Source organism: Formosa sejongensis (assembly GCF_033447105.1).
Lineage (GTDB): Bacteria > Bacteroidota > Bacteroidia > Flavobacteriales > Flavobacteriaceae > Formosa.
The window spans coordinates 333117-352162 of sequence record NZ_JAWQUN010000002.1 but is presented as its reverse complement, the minus strand read 5'-3'; the positions used below and the strand labels follow the sequence as shown (position 1 = coordinate 352162).

General features: G+C 33.4%; 14 protein-coding genes and 1 tRNA gene. 11 read left to right on the top strand and 4 right to left on the bottom strand.

Going from position 1 to position 19046, the window contains the following annotated elements; genetic code table 11:
- Window positions 1–3: 3 nt before the first annotated feature.
- Window positions 4–1524 (bottom strand): GH3 family acyl-acid amido synthetase, encoded by a 1521-nt coding sequence (locus R6X41_RS03865; RefSeq protein WP_318497614.1) that lies wholly within the window; start codon window positions 1522–1524, stop codon window positions 4–6.
- A gap of 161 nt (window positions 1525–1685) precedes the next feature.
- Window positions 1686–1761, bottom strand: a tRNA-Phe gene (locus tag R6X41_RS03860).
- Between the two features lie 99 nt (window positions 1762–1860).
- On the opposite strand from R6X41_RS03860, the gene R6X41_RS03855 reads away from it, so the two are divergent.
- The 7 genes from R6X41_RS03855 (at window position 1861) to R6X41_RS03825 (ending at window position 9608) form a co-directional block, all read left to right on the top strand.
- Entirely contained in the window at window positions 1861–2592 is a 732-nt protein-coding gene (locus R6X41_RS03855) for a type III pantothenate kinase (RefSeq protein ID WP_318497613.1), read from the top strand.
- Window positions 2589–3905, top strand: a complete 1317-nt coding sequence (gene bamG, locus R6X41_RS03850; protein WP_318497611.1) for a BamG family beta-barrel-assembly machinery protein — start codon at window positions 2589–2591, stop codon at window positions 3903–3905. The genes R6X41_RS03855 and bamG overlap by 4 nt, the downstream gene beginning before the upstream one ends.
- A gap of 27 nt (window positions 3906–3932) precedes the next feature.
- Window positions 3933–5309, top strand: coding sequence for a hypothetical protein (locus R6X41_RS03845; RefSeq protein WP_318497609.1), 1377 nt, complete (start codon window positions 3933–3935; stop codon window positions 5307–5309).
- A 1-nt stretch (window position 5310) separates the two neighbouring features.
- Window positions 5311–5853 carry an LPS export ABC transporter periplasmic protein LptC gene (gene lptC, locus R6X41_RS03840; RefSeq protein WP_318497607.1) on the top strand — a complete coding sequence of 181 codons (543 nt, stop codon included), beginning with the start codon at window positions 5311–5313 and terminating at the stop codon, window positions 5851–5853.
- Between the two features lie 33 nt (window positions 5854–5886).
- Entirely contained in the window at window positions 5887–6075 is a 189-nt protein-coding gene (locus R6X41_RS03835) for a hypothetical protein (protein ID WP_318497605.1), read from the top strand.
- Between the two features lie 9 nt (window positions 6076–6084).
- Window positions 6085–7377 (top strand): hemolysin family protein, encoded by a 1293-nt coding sequence (locus R6X41_RS03830; protein WP_318497603.1) that lies wholly within the window; start codon window positions 6085–6087, stop codon window positions 7375–7377.
- A 107-nt stretch (window positions 7378–7484) separates the two neighbouring features.
- Window positions 7485–9608 (top strand): peptidylprolyl isomerase, encoded by a 2124-nt coding sequence (locus R6X41_RS03825; protein ID WP_318497601.1) that lies wholly within the window; start codon window positions 7485–7487, stop codon window positions 9606–9608.
- Between the two features lie 58 nt (window positions 9609–9666).
- Here the strand turns inward: R6X41_RS03825 and R6X41_RS03820 are convergent, their stop codons facing one another.
- Window positions 9667–10572: a GYDIA family GHMP kinase gene (locus tag R6X41_RS03820; RefSeq protein WP_318497599.1), complete on the bottom strand. Its 906-nt coding sequence runs from the start codon at window positions 10570–10572 to the stop codon at window positions 9667–9669.
- Window positions 10572–11888, bottom strand: a complete 1317-nt coding sequence (locus R6X41_RS03815; RefSeq protein ID WP_318497597.1) for a hydroxymethylglutaryl-CoA reductase, degradative — start codon at window positions 11886–11888, stop codon at window positions 10572–10574. The genes R6X41_RS03820 and R6X41_RS03815 overlap by 1 nt, the downstream gene beginning before the upstream one ends.
- Before the next feature lie 211 nt (window positions 11889–12099).
- Between R6X41_RS03815 and R6X41_RS03810 the strand changes: the two genes are divergently transcribed.
- Genes R6X41_RS03810 through R6X41_RS03795 form a run of 4 tightly spaced genes read left to right on the top strand, consistent with a single transcriptional unit; the run spans window position 12100 to window position 19030 of the window.
- A complete protein-coding gene (locus tag R6X41_RS03810; RefSeq protein WP_318497799.1) occupies window positions 12100–14250 on the top strand; it encodes a S9 family peptidase in 2151 nt (716 codons plus the stop codon).
- Between the two features lie 38 nt (window positions 14251–14288).
- The gene (locus R6X41_RS03805) at window positions 14289–15818 is read left to right on the top strand and encodes a peptide MFS transporter (protein WP_318497595.1); all 1530 of its coding nucleotides are present in this window, start codon (window positions 14289–14291) and stop codon (window positions 15816–15818) included.
- Between the two features lie 42 nt (window positions 15819–15860).
- The gene (locus tag R6X41_RS03800; protein ID WP_318497593.1) at window positions 15861–17441 is read left to right on the top strand and encodes a peptide MFS transporter; all 1581 of its coding nucleotides are present in this window, start codon (window positions 15861–15863) and stop codon (window positions 17439–17441) included.
- Window positions 17442–17452: 11 nt separating this feature from the next.
- Window positions 17453–19030: a peptide MFS transporter gene (locus tag R6X41_RS03795; protein WP_318497591.1), complete on the top strand. Its 1578-nt coding sequence runs from the start codon at window positions 17453–17455 to the stop codon at window positions 19028–19030.
- Window positions 19031–19046 lie beyond the last annotated feature (16 nt).

The window sequence follows — 19046 nt, the reverse complement described above, 5'->3', positions numbered from 1 at the left end:
TATTTAAGCATTAACGAAATCTTCCCAAGTTTTAAATTTTTCTACGTTCATAACACGTTCCATTTTTACTTGTCCACCTTTCTTTTTATTTCGGGCATTCCAATTGTAAAACATATCAGGCTGTATCAAATTTACTTTTAAGCCTTTAAGTGCTTTAGAGCGTGCAACGGCATAGTTTTTATTCGCTCCTTTCAGAAATTCATCTATAGCTTCTGCTATTATAGTGGTGTCTTTTTCTGTGTTTTCGGTTCCTAAATACCAAGAATGATAAAAACCATCTTCAAACTCTTTCGCGCAAATGGTAAATTCAGGGATTTTCATATCGAATTTTTCTTCTATATGAAGCAAAGCATCATTCATCTTATTAACCGATAATTGAGATCCTACAGTGTTAAGAAAGAATTTTGTGCGTCCCGTAATCTTTATTTCAGCACGATCTACATCGGTAAACATAACAGTGTCTCCAATAATATAGCGCCAAGTTCCAGAAACGGTACTTATAATAAGGACATAATCTTGGTCTAGTTTTACATTAGCCAAAGTTACAGATGGCGCATCTGGAGTTAAAGAACCGTCTTCTAAAATATATTCAGGTTTAAACGGAACAAACTCGAAGTAAATACCATTGTCTGTAACCAATTTCATGGATGTTGTTTCTGGACGCGCTTGAAAAGCGATAAACCCTTCGGAAGCCAAATAGGTATCTATAACGGTAATGGGTTTTCCCATAAGAGCATTAAAACTTTTCTCGTAAGGCTGAAAAGCGACACCGCCAGAAGTGTACACTTGTAAGTTTGGCCAAATGTCGTGTATGTTGTTAAGATTGTGGTGTTCTATTACTTTTTTTAGCATGAGTTCTAACCAAGAAGGAATACCACTTAGGGCTCCAATATCCCAGTTTTTTGCATTTTTGGCTATGCGTTCTACGCGTTCGTCCCAATCGTCGATTTTAGAAATATCTTCTCCCGGTTTGTAATAACCACGAAACCAAAACGGAATATTACTTGCGCTAATACCGCTAATTTCGCCTTCCAAATGGTTTTCTTTTTCAATTAAATCTGTAGAACTTCCTAACATCATAATTTCCTTTTCAAAAAAATCAGGAGGTAAATCGAAGGCATTTAAAGCAAATACTTGTGCTATACCAGCATTTCGTATAGATTCGATCATGGCATTGGTTACAGGAATACGTTTACTTGTTTTTCCTGTGGTACCAGAACTAAGAGCAAAATAATCTGGATTACCAGGCCATGTAATATCACTTTCGTCGTTGTGTAAGCGATACCACCATTCGTTATTAATTTTGTTATAATCGAAATATGGAATGGCTTCAGAAAACGCAGTTTCAAAATCTTCACGTTCTAAAATGGCTTCAAAATTGTAATGTTTTCCGAAGGCTGTGTCTTTCGCTTTTTCAAGAAGTGATTTTAAAACCTCTTTTTGATTTTCGACAGGATTTGATTCCGGCGTTAGTGTATCTTTAATTTGAATAACACTTTTTATAATATTACCAATAATAGCCATATGTTGTAGAGATAAAGTTGCGAGGTAAAAATAACGAAGCTAGAGCAAAATTCCGAACTCAAAACAAAAAAATAATAGCGTAAATAAGTTATTTAATATAGGGTCTTCAGAAAGGTATATAAAAACAAAAACCCCGAAAACGTAATGTTTTCAGGGTTTTCTGGTGGTGCCTCCAGGAATCGAACCAGGGACACATGGATTTTCAGTCCATTGCTCTACCAACTGAGCTAAGGCACCAGTGCGTAATTGCGAGTGCAAATATACAACCTTTTTATTGTTCTCCAAAATAAAATTAATAAAAAATCCTTTTGTAAATTAGCGTTTTTAATTTTTACTATGAATTTAATAATAGATGTTGGAAATTCTTTCGTGAAACTTGCTGTTTTTGAAGCGGATAGAATTTTGGATAAAGAAATTGTAGATGCTGAAAATTTTTTAAAAAATTTTAAAAAATTTATCACAAAGCATCAAAACATAGAGAAAGGGATCCTGTCTTCGGTTGGGAATTTAACTGAAAACGATATTTTGGCCATAAAAAAGTCCTGTAAACTATTGCAGTTAAATCATGATACGCCAGTGCCTTTTCTAAATAATTATGCGACACCTAATACTTTAGGATTAGATCGCATTGCTTTAGTAAGCGCAGCGGTACATCAATTTAAAAATAAAAATGTACTTGTAATTGATGCTGGAACTTGCATTACATACGATTTCGTTTCGGACAAGGCAGAGTATTTTGGTGGAGGAATTTCACCGGGTTTAAATTTAAGATATAAGGCTCTAAACAATTATACGGCAAAATTACCGTTGTTAAAGCCAGAAATACCTAATCATATAATTGGAGATTCTACAAATGCAGCCATACATTCTGGAGTTGTATTTGGAATTTTAAATGAAATTGACGGGAACATTTCAAATTACCAAGGACGATATGGAGATTTAACAATTATTTTAACAGGAGGCGACGCGAATTTCTTGTCTAAGCAATTAAAAAGTAGCATATTTGCCATCTCGAATTTTCTTTTAGAAGGATTGAACTCAATTTTACAATTTAATTCACAAGAATGATTAAAAAACTTGTATTAGTTTTTATTGCTGCTTTTGCAGTTAATAGTTATGCTCAAGAAGGTGGTACTACTTCACCTTACTCATATTACGGTATTGGAAGTCCCAAGTTTAAAGGGACTGTAGAAAATAAAAGTATGGGAGGGCTTAGTGTTTATAGCGATAGTATTCACATAAATTTACAAAACCCAGCTTCTTACGCTTCAGAAAATTTAAAGGTTTATAATGGTGAAGGCCGACCGGTTAAGTTCGCGCTTGGTGGGAGTCATACCAACACAATCTTAAAAACTGAAAACAATTCTGATAAAGCAAATTCTTCAACTTTTGATTATATAGCGCTATCCCTACCAGTAGGACGTTTTGGTGTTGGTTTTGGAGTAATGCCATTTTCATCAGTAGGATATAAAATACAAACTGAGTCGGAAGAAGGCGATTTGAAAAACCGTTTTAATGGTGAAGGAGGCTTAAATAAAGTATATCTTTCTGTAGGTTATTTAATTACAGATAAGCTTAGCGTTGGGGTAGATGCCAAATATGGTTTTGGAAATACTAAAAACAGTGTTTTAGAGTATTTGTACGATACAGACGGGAATATTCTAACGTATCAAACTAAGCAGAATAACAGATCTGATTTAAGTGGAATGAGTTTTAATTTTGGAACAATCTATAAAACTATGGTTATGGACGATTTTGAATGGGTGTCTTCTGCAACTTACACTCCTAAAAGTAATGTAACCTCTAAAAATTATAGAACCTTTTCTACAATAACCGTTAATTCTTCAACAGGGGAAGAAACTATTATTGAAACCATTGATGGTGAGCAGTCACTTATTGATGAAGGTAAAAAAGAAACTGAAGTAAATGTAGCTTCCAAATTTTCTATAGGTACAGGTATCGGACAGCAGAGACATTGGTTTGTAGGGGTAGAAACTACCTTTGAAAACACGAGTGCTTTTAGCAACGAGTATATCGAAAATCCAAATGTTGAGTATAAAGATGCATTCGCATTATCTGTGGGAGGATTTTATATTCCAAAATATAATGCCTTTACAGGATACTGGAATCGCGTTGTATATCGTGCTGGTTTTAGAACAGAAAGTTCAGGTTTAATTATAAATGATGAGCCAATAAATGAGTTTGGCATATCTTTTGGTGCTGGTTTACCACTAGGGTCTATGTTTTCAAATGCCAATGTAGGATTTGAAATTGGACAAAGAGGAACAAACAAAGCAAATTTAATTAAAGAGAATTTTTTTAGTTTTAATATCAGTTTATCTTTGAACGATAGATGGTTTGTTAAAAGAAAATATGATTAACTTACGCAAAAAATAAAAATTATGAAAATGAAAGTTACTTTAATAGTAGCAGTTTTATGCTTAGGGCTAACAAATAGTTTTGCTCAGTCTCAAGAAGAATGTACAACTAAGCTATCTATCTTTCACGAATATGTGAAAGCTAAAAATTATGAGGCTGCTTACACGCCTTGGATGGAAGTGAGAACTACTTGTCCTAAATTCAATAAAGCCATACATATTGATGGTAATAAGATTTTAGATTATAAAATTGAAAATGCAACTGCTGCTGAAAAGAAAGCCTACATCGAAGATTTGATGAAGCTTTGGGATGAAGAAGCACTAAACTTTCCATCACGATCTACTCAAGGAGAGCTTTTAGCTAAAAAAGGGCAGTTAATGTACGATAACAAAGCGGTTTTAAGTTTATCTGACCTTGAAGTTTATAATGTTTTTGATTCAGCGTATACTACAGATCCAGAAAATTTTAAAAATCCTAAAAGTTTATACACGTACTTTTCTTTAATGGTTGATTTGTATGATGATCAACAAAAGACAGCTCAAGATTTATTTAATAAGTATGACGATGTTGTTGAACGTGTAGATGCAGAAGTAGAATTTTGTTCTGAAAACTTGAATGTAATAATTGAGAAAGAAGAAACTGGTGCAGCTTTAACCAGTAAAGAAAAGCAATACAAAAGGTATTACGAAAGCTATTTAGACAATTACGATAAAATTGGAGGTAGTATTAATGCTAAATTAGGTGAGCGCGCAAATTGTGAGAACTTAATTCCTTTATACGAAAAAGATTTCGAAGCGAATAAAACAAATGCAGTTTGGTTACAAAGAGCAGCAGGTAAAATGTCTGAGAAAGACTGTACAAGCGATCCTTTATTCTTTAAATTGGTAAATGCATACCACAGTTTAAATCCTTCTGCAAACTCTGCATACTATTTAGGAATCTTAAAAGATAAAGAAAACAAAAGTAGTGAAGCTCTTAAGTATTACGAGCAAGCATTAAGTTTAGAAACAGATTCTTATAAAAAAGCGAAATTATACAGTAAGATTGCTGATAAATTAAAAAGAGGTAATGCCTATTCTAAAGCTAGAAATTATTACCGTCAGGCTTTAACTTTAAATCCATCAAATGGTCGTCCTTACTTGCAAATTGCGGCTATGTATGCTGCCAGTGCTAACGATTGTGGAACAACAACATTTAACAAGCGTGCTGTATTCTGGTTAGCTGCAGACGAGGCTTCAAAAGCTGGTCGTGTAGATCCAACTTTAAAATCTCATGCTGCGCAATCTGCTGCTAGTTATAATGCAAAAGCGCCACAGAAATCTGATATTTTCTCTGAAGGAAATACAGGTCAAACTATTAAAATAGGTTGTTGGATTGGTTCTAGTGTAACAGTTCCTAACTTATAATATGTTTTTAAAACAATATATTTTTTTTTTCATGGTCATAGCTTTTGCTATGACCATGTTTATTTCATGTGCTAAAGACCTTAAAGGTTTTGAGGTGGCGACTAACGAACCCATTGGTGTCGCCGAAAATATTAACCTTAAATATACCGATTCAGGAAAATTAAAAGCGAATCTTATCAGTCCGAAAATGTTTGATTATTCGAATCGAGATTTTTCATTTTCAGAATTTCCAGATGGTATTATATTGTATTTATACGATAAGGATAATAATAAAAGCACTGTAATATCCGATTACGCTATCTCTTACGACAAGACTGGTTTAATAGATTTGCAAGGAAATGTAGTATTGGCAACGAATACTTACGATACTTTATTTGCTCAACAATTGTATTACGACCAAAACAAACAATGGTTATCTACCAACCAGCCTGTGCAATTTAGAACTGGAGGCGATTTAATAAACGGAAACGGCTTCGATTCTGATGTCAATTTTGAAGAAGCCGAGGTGCTTGAAATTAATGGAATCCTTACACTTGACGAATAATTCGTTACCTTTGCTCCAAATTAAATTTTAATCATGAATAAATCCTTTAAGCTCTTTCAATACGCTTATTTAATATTTGCTGTTATATTTTTATACGATCTTGTTACAAAATATATGGCAACAGGAATCGTAGAGTATTCGTCGTTGTTGCTATGTGCAGCTGCGATTTTTATGTTTTTCTTTAGGAAGAAATTCAATAAAAAATTCGATAATAAAGACTAGTAGATTTAGATGAGCCCAGATGTCATCATTATCATTATTTGTTTAATTCTATCTGCATTTTTTTCAGGTATGGAGATTGCCTATGTGTCGTCTAATAAAATCCATATCGAAATTGAAAAAAAGCAAAAGGGATTCTTAGCTAAAATCTTAACAAAACTTACTGCTAAACCTTCAAAATTTATAGCAACTATGCTTATTGGAAACAATATAGCCTTGGTTATATATGGATTTTTTATGGGCGATTTGTTGGTAAATTGGTTTCAGTCTATGTTATTAAATTCAAATTCAGGATTTATAAATTATATGCTGAATGATTTAAGTTTGTTATCCCAAACCGTAATATCTACACTTATTATACTAATTACGGCAGAATTCTTACCAAAAGTATTTTTTCAAATTTATGCCAATACATTAATTAAATTTTTCGCAGTTCCAGCGTATATCTTTTACGGAATTTTTTCGTGGATTTCAGATTTCGTGTTATGGGTTTCAGATTTTGTTCTGAAACGTTTCTTTAAAACCGAAGGCGATCAAGTGCAACTTGCATTTACGAAAGTAGAACTCGGGAATTATATTACAGAACAAATGCAGTCTGTAGAAGCGCATGATGAAGTCGATTCTGAAATACAAATTTTTCAAAATGCCTTAGAGTTTTCAGAAGTAAAGGCCCGTGAAGTAATGGTGCCAAGAACCGAAATTATTGCGGTTGAACTTCATGAGTCTACTAAAAATTTAAACAGCTTATTTACAGAAACAGGCTGTTCTAAAATAATAATTTACAAAGATACCATAGACGATATTCTTGGTTATGTACACTCGTTCGAGCTATTTAAAAAGCCAAAAACAATAAAATCTATATTACTTCCAGTAGAATTGGTGCCTGAAACCATGCTCATAAAAGACGTGTTAAGCGTACTTATTAAAAAACGTAAAAGTATAGCGGTGGTTTTAGATGAATATGGAGGAACATCTGGAATTATGACTGTTGAAGATATTGTAGAAGAGTTATTTGGTGAAATTGAAGATGAACACGATACGATAGATTTAATTGAAGAAAAAATAGACGACGAAAATTATACATTTTCTGCAAGAATTGAAGTCGATTATTTAAATGAAAACTACAAATTAAACATTCCTGAAAGTGAAAATTATGGAACTTTGGGTGGATTTATAGTGAACTTTACAGAAGAAATTCCAAGTCAGAATGAGGTTGTTGTTATAGGTAATTTTCAGTTTAGCATCCTAGAAGTCTCTAATACTAAAATTGACTTAGTAGCTCTGACGATTGTAAAGGCCGATTAATTTCCTGAAATCGTAGAAATTAAATGAATTATTGATGTTTTCTACTTTTATTATTAAATAGAAAATGGTATTTTCGCGCCCAATATTTCATATAATTTAAATGACCAATGGCAATTTTAAATAAAATTAGACAACGTTCACTTTTCTTAATCCTAATTATCGCATTAGCATTATTCTCTTTTGTGCTTTCTGGATTATTCCAAAACGGAAGTTCTTTATCCGGTAAATCTCAAAATATTGTAGCTACAATAAATGGTAAAGAAATTTCAAGAGAAGACTTTTTACGTAAAGTAGAGTTTGCTCAAAGACAAATGGGAGCAAGTGCAACGAATACACAAGCTATGAATCGTGTTTGGGAGCAAGAAGTAAGACAAGCTGTAATGGAGTCTCAATATGAGAAACTAGGATTTACTGTTGAGCGTGACCAAATGAGACAATTGTTAAAAGCAAACTTAGCAAGTAGCCCAGAATTTCAAAATGAAGCAGGATTATTCGATGAGAATAAACTTAATGAATACATTGCAAATTTAAAAGCAACCTCTGTAGAAGGATACCAACAATGGGTAGATTATGAACAATCTATCGCAGATTCTGGGATGCAACAAGACTATGTGAACATGGTTAAGGCTGGTGTTACAGGAACTTTAGCAGAAGGAAAAGTTGAATATGACTTTGAAAATAATAAAGTAGATATTAAATATGTACAATTACCTTATTCATCTATTTCAGATAGTACAGTAACTGTTACTAAAGATGAGATTTCAAGCTATATTAAGAATCACAGTAAAGGATTTGAAGTAGAAGCGTCAAGAGATATTAATTATGTTGAGTTTAAAGAAGTTGCTTCTTTAGACGATGAAATAGAAATTACTACGACCTTAACAGAATATTTAGGAACTTCGGTTGTGTATAATGACATTACAAAATCTAACGATACTGTTTTAGGGTTTGCACAAGTAAAAGATACCGAATTATTTGTGAATGGTAATTCAGATATTAAATACGATGACCGTTTTGTATTCAAATCAGGTCTAACTAAGATTTTAGCTGATAGTTTATTCAATAAAAGCGTAAATAGTGTTTACGGTCCTTATAAAGATAATGGATACTTAAAATTATCTAAATTAGTAGCAGAAACGTTTTTACCAGATTCTGCTAAAGCTAGACACATTTTAATTCCTTTTATTGGTTCTCGTGCTGCTTCTGCAGAAACTGTTTTAACAGAGATTCAAGCTAAGATAACTGCAGATAGTGTTATGACTGTTGTTATGGCAAATCCTTCTAAATTTGTGGATATGTTAGAATTATCTGCTGATAAAGTAAGTAATGAAAACGAAGGAGTTTTAGATTGGTTTACTTACAATTCTATGGTTCCAGAATTTAGAGATTATACTTTCGAAAATAGTAAAGGTGATGTTGGTGTTGTGAAAACAGACTTCGGTTACCACGTTATCGAAATTTTAGATCAAACGTCTAAAGAAAAAGCAGTTAAAATTGCAACAATTGCAAGAGCAATTGAGCCATCTGACGAAACTGTTGATAAAGTATTTAGAGATGCTTCTAAATTTGAAATCGCGGTAGCAAACAACAATTTTCAAGAAGTAGCTAAAGAAAATAATTATGCTGTACGTCCTGTAAAAGGAATTGGAGTACTTCAAGAAAATATCCCTGGATTAAGTAATCAACGTCAAATTGTACGTTGGACTTTTAATGAAGAAACTAAAGTTGGAGATGTTAAGCGTTTCAATATCCCTGGAGGATATGCAATCGTTCAAGTTTCTGCTAAAACACCAGCAGGATTAATGTCTGTAGAGAATGCTTCTGCAATTGTTATTCCTAAAATCCGTAAAGAGAAAAAAGCAGTTATTCTTAAAAAACGTGTACAAGCGGGAACTTTAGATGCTTTAGCTGCAGAAGAAAATCAGACAATTAAAACAGCTTCTTCATTAAACATGAAAAACCCAACCATTTCTGGTGCAGGTAGAGAACCTGTGGTTGTTGGTGCTGCCTTTGGTTTAAAAGAAGGAGAAACATCTAAATTAATCGTTGGAGAAAATGGTGTGTATATGGTAGAAGTTACTAAAGTTTCTCCTGCTGCTGGGTTAGATAATTATCAAGCGTTTGCTAACCGTGTTGGACAACAAAAAGATAATGCTGTAAATACTAAATTATTCACGGCATTAAAAGATGCTTCAGATATTGAAGATAATAGAGCTGAATCTGTACAATAAATAACAGATCATTTTATATAAAAAAATCCTCATCGGTTAGATGAGGATTTTTTTTGTTTTATAGAATCATGTCTTTATAGGGGAGTATGGTATGGTATCCTTTATGTTTGAAATATTCTGTAGGGTTTTCAAGCGATGAGACCATAATAAAATCGCCACCCCAAGCACCTAAACTTTTAATGCTTCCTGAAAATTCAGGGAATAATGAATCTTTTACTTTTTGCAGCTGTACGATGTCTGCTATTATAGTCTCGTGAGCCTCAATTAAAGAGTTGTATGCGTTTAATTCTGCGCAGCTTAAAAGTGTTGTTGTAATGTTATTAACGGCTTTAATCGCTTCAGATTTATTTGAAGTATTTGCTTTGTAATGAGCAATACCTTCTCGACTATTTTGTTTCTGATTAAGATGAACAAAATAAATATGCTCAGAAAATTCAGGTTTAAATGTTACAGGTTTTACAATAGGAAATTTGTCTGCTAACGTGTAAATAATAGGTGTGTTGTTTGATGCGCAAGCAATATCGTAACCGCTACCACCAAAAGTAAGTTTAAGTAGTTTGTATGGGTTTACTTTAGCCCAATTAGCAATATTGTTTATTAACGTAGACGATGTTCCCAAACCCCAATTTGTAGGAAAATCTAAATGTGTTTTTACAGAATATCCTTTGTCGTCTTTTAGAAATTCGGGATTTAAAGTTTTGGCTGTATTTAATATGGAAACTAATCTATTTGTAAGTTCGTTATCCGTTTTTGAAACTAGGATGTTGTTTTTGTAATTTAAATCAGCTTCAAACCAAAGCTTGTTTGTATTATCAAAACTTTGCCAATTTAAACCGGGATTTTTACGGGTTTCTACTGTAAGAGATTGCCCGAATTTTGTTGGAAGTGCTAAAGCTTCAGCGCCGTTTAAAACTAAATATTCAGCGGTAATTAATAATTTTCCATTACTGTAAAACGTATCCATTATTGACGTAGTTTTTCGAGTGCTTCAACAACTGCGCTATGTGAAACAGTATGTGTTTTAAAATGATTTACTAAGGTGATTTTTTCTTTAGAATTAGCTTCAAACTGATTTAATATATTCATTAAGTGCATTTTCATATGGCCTTCTTGAATACCTGTTGTGGTAAGCGAACGTAAGGCTGCAAAATTCTGAGCTAATCCAGCAACTGCAACAATCTGCATCAGTTCTTTAGCCGATGGTTTATGTAGCATTTCTAAAGATAATTTCACTAATGGATGCAAGTTTGTTAATCCGCCTACGGTTCCTAAAGCTAGAGGTATTTCCATCCAAAATGTAAAGATGTCATTTTCTATTTTAGCATGGGATAAGCTGCTATAAGATCCGTTTCTAGATGCATATGCATGTACACCAGCTTCAACTGCTCTAAAATCGTTTCCTGTGGCTAATACTACGGCATCAATACCATTCATAATACCTTTATTATGTGTAACGGCACGATACGGTTCAATTTCTGCAATATTAATAGCTTGTATAAATTTGTTGGCAAACTCTTCTGCCGGGATGGATTTATTTTCGGTTAAATCTTCAACTTTACAGCTTACTTCAGCGCGTACCAAACAATCTGGAACGTAATTAGAAAGTATGCTCATTACAATTTCAATTTGTTTTTCTTCAGGCGAAAAACCATCAAAGAGTAAAGCCTCAGTTTTAAAGGTTTTTGCAAATTGCTCTAAACACGAATTTATAAAATTAGCGCCCATGGCATCCGCAGTTTCAAAAGAAACATGCAGTTGAAAGTAATTAGGAATATGGGCTGATTTATCTCTTAATTCAATATCTAAAATGCCACCTCCACGTTTTTCCATGTTTTTAGAAAGTGGTTTAGTAGCTTCTAAAAGTAGTGGTTTAACGCTGTTAAAAAAAGATTTTAAATGATTAGAATCACCTTCAAACATAAAATGTACCTGACCAATTTTAGTCGTCGAAATCACTGTCGTTTTAAATCCACCACGTTCCAACCAAAACTTAGCAGCCTTACTCGCTGCCGCAACCACAGAACTTTCTTCGATAGCCATGGGGATAGTATAGATCTTGCCATTTATTAAGAAGTTTGGAGCAACACCTAATGGTAAGTAGTAATTGGTGATGGTGTTTTCGATAAATTCGTCGTGTAACTGTTGAAGTTTATCGTTAGAATTCCAATATTGTTTTAGAATCGTTTTGGTGTTTTCTTGGTTAGAGAAATACGTGCTAACAATCCAATCTATTTTTTTTGATTTAGATAGTTTAGAAAAACCTGAAATCGTTTTGCTCATTCAATTATAATTTAACAGAACAAATATAGTACTTATTGAAGGTTAATGCAGGTTTTAAACCGCCGTATTATCTATAAAAACTGTTAATTGAGGTGGTAATTTCGTTAATTTTTAGTAAACTTGAGAACTTTTTAAAATTCCCCAATTTTAACTAATTTTTAAATTTTTTTACGTGAAGCACTATTCTACTCTATTACTGTTGTTTATTCTAATGACAGGTACAATTACAGCACAACAAAAACAAATAACTTTAGAAGACATTTGGAACGGCAGTTTCAGAACCCAAGGCATGGATGCCCTACATTCTATGGCTAATGGTCAGCAATATTCTGTGCTAGATTTTAACCGACAATCGCGAACAACTGCTATCGATATTTACGATTATAAAACCTTAAGTAAGGTGAAAACGTTAGTGAATTCTGGTGATTTACCTGATATCGGGTATTTTACAGATTACACGTTTAGTAAAGACGAAAGTAAGGTGCTTTTAGCAACGAATGTGGAGTCTATTTTTAGACATTCTACTTTAGGGAATTACTTTGTTTTCGATACAGCTACACAAAAAGTGACTGCGGTTTCTGATGAAAAAATTCAAGAGCCAACCTTTTCTCCTGATGGTACTAAAGTAGCTTACGGATTAAATAATAATTTGTTTATTAAGGATTTAAAAACTGGAGAAACTACAAAATTCACATCAGACGGTGTCGATAATGTAATTATAAACGGTATTACGGATTGGGTTTACGAAGAAGAATTCGCCTTTGTACGAGCTTTTGAATGGAATGCTGCAGGTAATAAAATTGCATTTATTCGTTTTGATGAATCTAATGTTCCTGAATTTTCAATGGATATTTATGGAACCGATTTATATCCTCAACAAGAGGTGTTTAAATATCCTAAAGCTGGTGAAGCAAATTCTGAAGTGTCACTTCATATTTTCGATTTAGAAAAAAATAATACATCAGAAGTTAAGTTAGATAAAATGTATTCTGATTTTTATATTCCGAGAATACAGTGGACTAACGAAACAGATGTTTTAAGTGCACAATATACCAATAGACATCAAAATGAATTGGACTTGTGGATGATAGATGCTTCTAATATGACATCGAAATTAGTACTTACAGATAAAGATCCTGCTTATGTAGATGTTACTGATAATTTAACATTCTTAGATGATAGCAGTTTTATTTGGACAAGCGAGAAGGATGGATACAATCATATTTATCATTATAAAAACGACGGGACTTTAATTAATCAAATCACAAAAGGCGATTGGGAAGTAACGCATTATTATGGTTTCGATAAAAAAACAAAATCTATATTTTATCAATCTGTAGAAAATGGTTCAATAAATCGCGATGTATATAGTATTCGATTAAATGGAAAAGATAAAACACGTTTATCTAAAACGGATGGTACAAATTCGGCAGCGTTTAGTGCCGATTTTACATACTTCATAAATACCTATTCTAGTGCAACAACACCTCCGTTATATACTTTAAACAGTACTAAAACAGGAAAAGTAATTAAGGTAATAAAGGATAATAAAGCATTGTCGGATACATTATTAAATTATGATATGTCGCCAAAAGAGTTTAGTACTCTAAAAGTAAATGGTAACGACTTAAACATGTGGATGATTAAGCCTTCAGATTTTGATGCTTCAAAAACATATCCGTTATTAATGTTTCAATATTCAGGACCTGGCTCTCAAAGTGTAAGCAATAGTTGGTTTGGAACAAACGATTATTGGTATGAAATGCTTGCTGAAAAAGGATATATTATCGCTTGTGTAGATGGTCGAGGAACTGGTTTTAAAGGCGCTATATTTAAAAAGTCAACTCAAAACGAATTAGGAAAATTTGAATTAGAAGATCAAATAGAATCTGCTAAAAAACTAGGAGATTTAGCTTATATAGACAAAGAACGAATTGGAATTTGGGGATGGAGTTTTGGTGGATTTATGAGTAGTAATGCTATTTTTAAAGGGAGCGATGTATTTAAAATGGCAATTGCAGTAGCGCCAGTAACGAGTTGGAGATTTTACGATTCTATTTATACAGAACGTTATATGACAACACCTCAGGAAAATGCCTCAGGTTACGATGACAATTCTCCAATTAATTATGTTGAAGAATTAAAAGGTGACTTTTTGTTAATTCATGGAACAGGAGACGATAATGTGCATGTTCAGAATTCAATGCAAATGATTGAAGCCTTAATTCAAGCGAATAAACAATTTGAATGGATGATTTATCCAGATAATAATCACGGTATTTATGGTGGTAATACCAGGTTACATCTATATACTAAAATGACGAATTTCTTAGATAAAAACTTAGGAGACAAAATTAATTAATATAAAACCCAGGTAACGATCTTAAGTTGCCAACATTTATGACAGTAAAAACCTTAGAACCACATCAAAAAGAGTTATTTGGACATCCCGTAGGATTGTATATTTTATTTCTAACCGAAATGTGGGAGCGTTTTTCCTATTATGGTATGCGAGCATTATTGGTGTTATACATGACAACGTCTTCGCTTGGAGATGATGATAGAGGTGTTGGTTTAGGATGGACTAGTCAAGAAGCATTGGCGCTTTATGGATGGTATACCATGTTGGTGTATGTCATGTCTATACCCGGTGGAATGATTGCAGATAAACTTATTGGACAGAAAAAAGCAGTTCTATACGGGGCAATAATATTATGTGTCGGTCATGCCGTTTTAGTCTTAACAGATACATGGGCTTTTTATACTGGTTTAGGTTTAGTTATTTTGGGAGTAGGCTTGTTAAAACCAAATATATCTACCATGGTTGGTGGCTTGTATAAAGAAGGTGATATTAGACGAGATAAAGGATTTAGTATTTTCTACATCGGAATTAATTTAGGGTCTTTCCTAGCTACCATGGTCGTAGGTGCAGTTGTCGCTAAATGGGGATGGCACGCTGGTTTTGGTTTGGCAGGAATTGTAATGTTAATCGGATTGGTAAATTATATTGGTGGACAGAAGTATTTGACGAAGGTTGGAAATCTTGAAGTCTCGACCAATGCTAAAGACGATGTATCTTACGGGAAATTATATGCTAAATTATTTACTTCGCCTAAGCAATTATTAATATCAGGAATCTTATTAACGTTGTCTTTTTACGGGTGGTATGTTTTAGATTGGGGTTATGGTCTTTTGTTTCTGTTTTTAACAACCATAACAGCGTTGTTAATGATGATTTATAAAGATTTAGAATCGCAAGTGTTTAAAGATAGATTTGTAGTGCTTTTGCTTTCTTTTATAATGGTAATTATTTTTTGGGGCGCGTATGAACAAGCCGGAGGATTAATGAACTTATATACAGAGACTAATACAGACCGTAATTTCTTTGGTATATTCGAAATACCAACAGTTATGTTCCAAAGTTTAAATGCTGGTTTTATAATCTTATTTGCTACAGGAGTTGCAAATTTTTGGGCAGCTAGAAAACTTAAATCAAAAGAAGCATCGTCGTTATTTAAAATGGCAACCGGAATTATTATCATGGGCTTTGGGTTCTTGTTTATGGTTTTTGCAGCAATGCAATTCGAGAAATCAGGAATGTCTAGCATGATTTGGTTAGTGTTAGCCTATTTCTTCCATACTATTGGAGAACTTTGTATTTCGCCAGTAGCTTTATCTTTTATTACAAAATTAGCACCTGTTAAATATGCATCTTTAATGATGGGAGTTTACTTTGCTGCAACAGGATTAGGAAATAAGGTTGCAGGAATAATTGGTGAATCGGCTTCGAATTTTGGAGAACTTTCAGTTTTCTCAGGAATATTAATTTTTACTGTTATGATAGGGACTTTATTCATCATAATGTTAAAACCATTAAAACGATTAACGCATGGTGCAGAAGATAATGAAAGAGAAATTCATGAAGTATAATAACGAAAACAAAGCATAGGAAACTAAACTAAAAATTGAAACATGGAATATAAATTTGGAGGTTCAGAAACAAACCAAAAAACAGTATTAGGTCATCCGTCTGGATTATTTGTCTTGTTTTTTACGGAAATGTGGGAGCGTTTTTCATATTATGGAATGCGTGCACTACTTGTCTTATTTTTAATTTCTTCTTTAATGGAAGAAGGCTGGGGATGGGAACGAAGTGATGCTTTAGTGCTTTATGCTTGGTACACTGGTTTAGTCTATCTAACCCCGATAATTGGAGGTTATATTGCAGATAAATTTCTAGGGTACAGAAAAGCAGTTGTTATAGGAGCATTTATTATGACTTTGGGACATGCTTCTATGGCTTTGGAAGGTATTGGTACTTCTTTTTTCTTTATCGGGTTATTATGTTTAATTCTTGGTAATGGTTTGTTCAAGCCCAATATTTCTTCAATGGTAGGACAACTATACTTGTCTCAAGGAAAAGAAAAAGATGCAGGATATACTATTTTCTATATGGGTATTAATTCTGGCGCTTTTTTAGGGATTTTACTATGTGGATATATAGGTGAAAATATAGGATGGCACTGGGGATTCGGTTTAGCTGGAATCTTTATGTTTTTAGGAATGTTACAATTTTATTATGCTCAGAACATCTTTGGAAAAATAGGATTATCTCCTGCTAAAACTATTGAAGCTTTAGAAGAATCTAAATTACACCATACAGCAACGGTTGAAGAAAAAGCTGTAGAACCAGAAAGTCCGAAAGTTATAAAAGATAGAATGACTGTTATTGCGATTTTTGCAATATTCACTATTTTCTTTTGGTGGGCTTTCGAACAAGCAGGAGGGTCTATGACCATTTTTGCATCGGATTATACAGATAGAGCTTTGGTTGGTGATGCTGCAACGACATTTAAAATCATAAATTCAATCATAACATTAGTACCAATGCTTGTCATTACTTATGTACTTGTGATGTTGTTTAAACAAACATTTAGCAAATTTGCTTTATCCAATCTCTTATTAGGATTCAGTTTTGTTATCATTTGGGGAATAGTTATTTGGATGCTTAAAAAGGAATTTGAAGCTGATGCTACAGAGGTTCCAGCATCATGGTTTTCTGTACTAAACTCATTATTTATTATTTTATTCGCTCCGCTATTTTCTAAGATTTGGGAAAGTAAATATAATCCTTCAGGACCTGTTAAATTCGCTGTAGGATTAGTATTGGTTGGTTTAGGTTTTGCTGTTCTTGCTTATGGCGCATCTACTATTCCAGAAGGAGCTAAAACGGCTGCAGTAAGTTTAATCTTTCTAGTGATTGCTTATTTGTTACACACCTTGGGTGAGCTTTGTGTGTCTCCTGTAGGTCTGTCTTATGTTAGTAAATTAGCGCCTATGAGATTAGTAAGTATGATGTTTGGAATATGGTTTGTAGCGAATTTTATCGCGAACTTATTAGGAGGTATTACGGGTAGTTATATAGATGCAATATCTGAAGAATATGGTTTGTCTACGTTCTTTTTAATTTTTACAGTTATCCCTATAGTCGCAGCTGTTTTTATGCTGTTATTAAATCCTATGATGAAACGTAAAATGCATGGTGTTAAATAAAATATTGAATAATGAGCGTAGCTAATTTTAGGTTTGAAGGTTCAGAGATGAATCGAAAACTCTTAATGGGACATCCTTCAGGGTTGTTTGTATTGTTTTTTACTGAAATGTGGGAGCGTTTCTCGTATTATGGAATGCGTGCTATTTTAGTATTGTTTTTAACCTCTGCCATTATAGATGGCGGTTGGGCTTGGAGTAGGGAAGATGCATTAGGACTTTATGGAACATATACTATGCTGGTCTATTTTTCGCCAATTTTAGGAGGTTTTCTAGCCGATAAGTTTTTTGGCTACAGACGTTCTGTTGCTATTGGTGCATTAATTATGACTCTAGGTCATGCTGCTATGGCATTCGATACCCCTTGGAGTTTGTACCTAGGAATTGGATTATTAGTTGCGGGTAATGGGTTATTCAAGCCCAATATTACATCAATAATTAACGGGGTTTATAAAAATGCTCAGGACAAAAAAGATGGTGCCTTCACTATATTTTATATGGGTGTAAATGCAGGAGCCTTTTTAGGAATTCTACTTTGCGGATATATAGGTGAATCTATCGGATGGCACTGGGGATTTGGTTTAGCTGGAATTTTTATGTTCTTAGGAATGGTGCAATTCTGGTTGGCACAGACCATTTTCGGACGAATCGGATTATCTCCAAAAGAGACGCTTGATTATGACCAAGACCACAAAGGTTTAGAAGATCCTAATGCCATTAAGGAAGACGTTATTCCTGCAAATGTTCAGAAAGATAGATATATAGTCGTTGCAATTCTCGCTTTTTTCACCATATTCTTTTGGGCAGCATTCGAGCAAGCTGGTGGTTCTATGACCATTTTTGCTTCAGATTATACCAACCGTATTTTAGAAGGGGATTCTGCTATGGTATTTAGAATAGCTAACACCTTACTTACAGTTGTACCTTTAATTATTATTACATACGTATTACTACAATTATTCAAAATTACTTTCAGTAAGTATAAATTATCAAATTTGGCGTTAGGGTTAAGTTTTGCCATTATTTGGTGTATTGTAATTTATATGCTGAAAGTTCAATTTTCTCAAGAAAATACCGAAATTCCAGCATCATGGTTCGGTATTTTAAATTCATTTTATATCATCGCTTTTGCGCCACTAGTATCTAAAATTTGGGAAAGTAAATACAATCCGCCAGCAACCGTAAAATTCGGAATAGGTTTAATACTATTAGGTCTAGGATTTGGTGTGTTAGCTTACGGTTCTGCAAGTATTCCCCAAGGTGCACAAACGGCCTCTGTTAGTGTTGTTTGGTTAATCTTTGCATACTTACTACATACTTTGGGTGAACTATCATTATCTCCCGTAGGACTCTCTTATGTGAGTAAATTAGTTCCTGCAGCTAAAATTGGTGTGATGTTTGGTTTATGGTACATTGCTGTTGGTTTAGGAAACAAAGCCGCAGGTATGATGGGTGGACTTATCGACAAGATTACAGCAGCTTACGATATGAGTACGTTTTTCTTAATCTTTACTATAGTACCTATTATAGCAGGTTTAATTGTAATGGCGTTAACTCGTAAAATGAACAAATTAATGCACGGTGTGCACTAGAAATAATATCTAATAA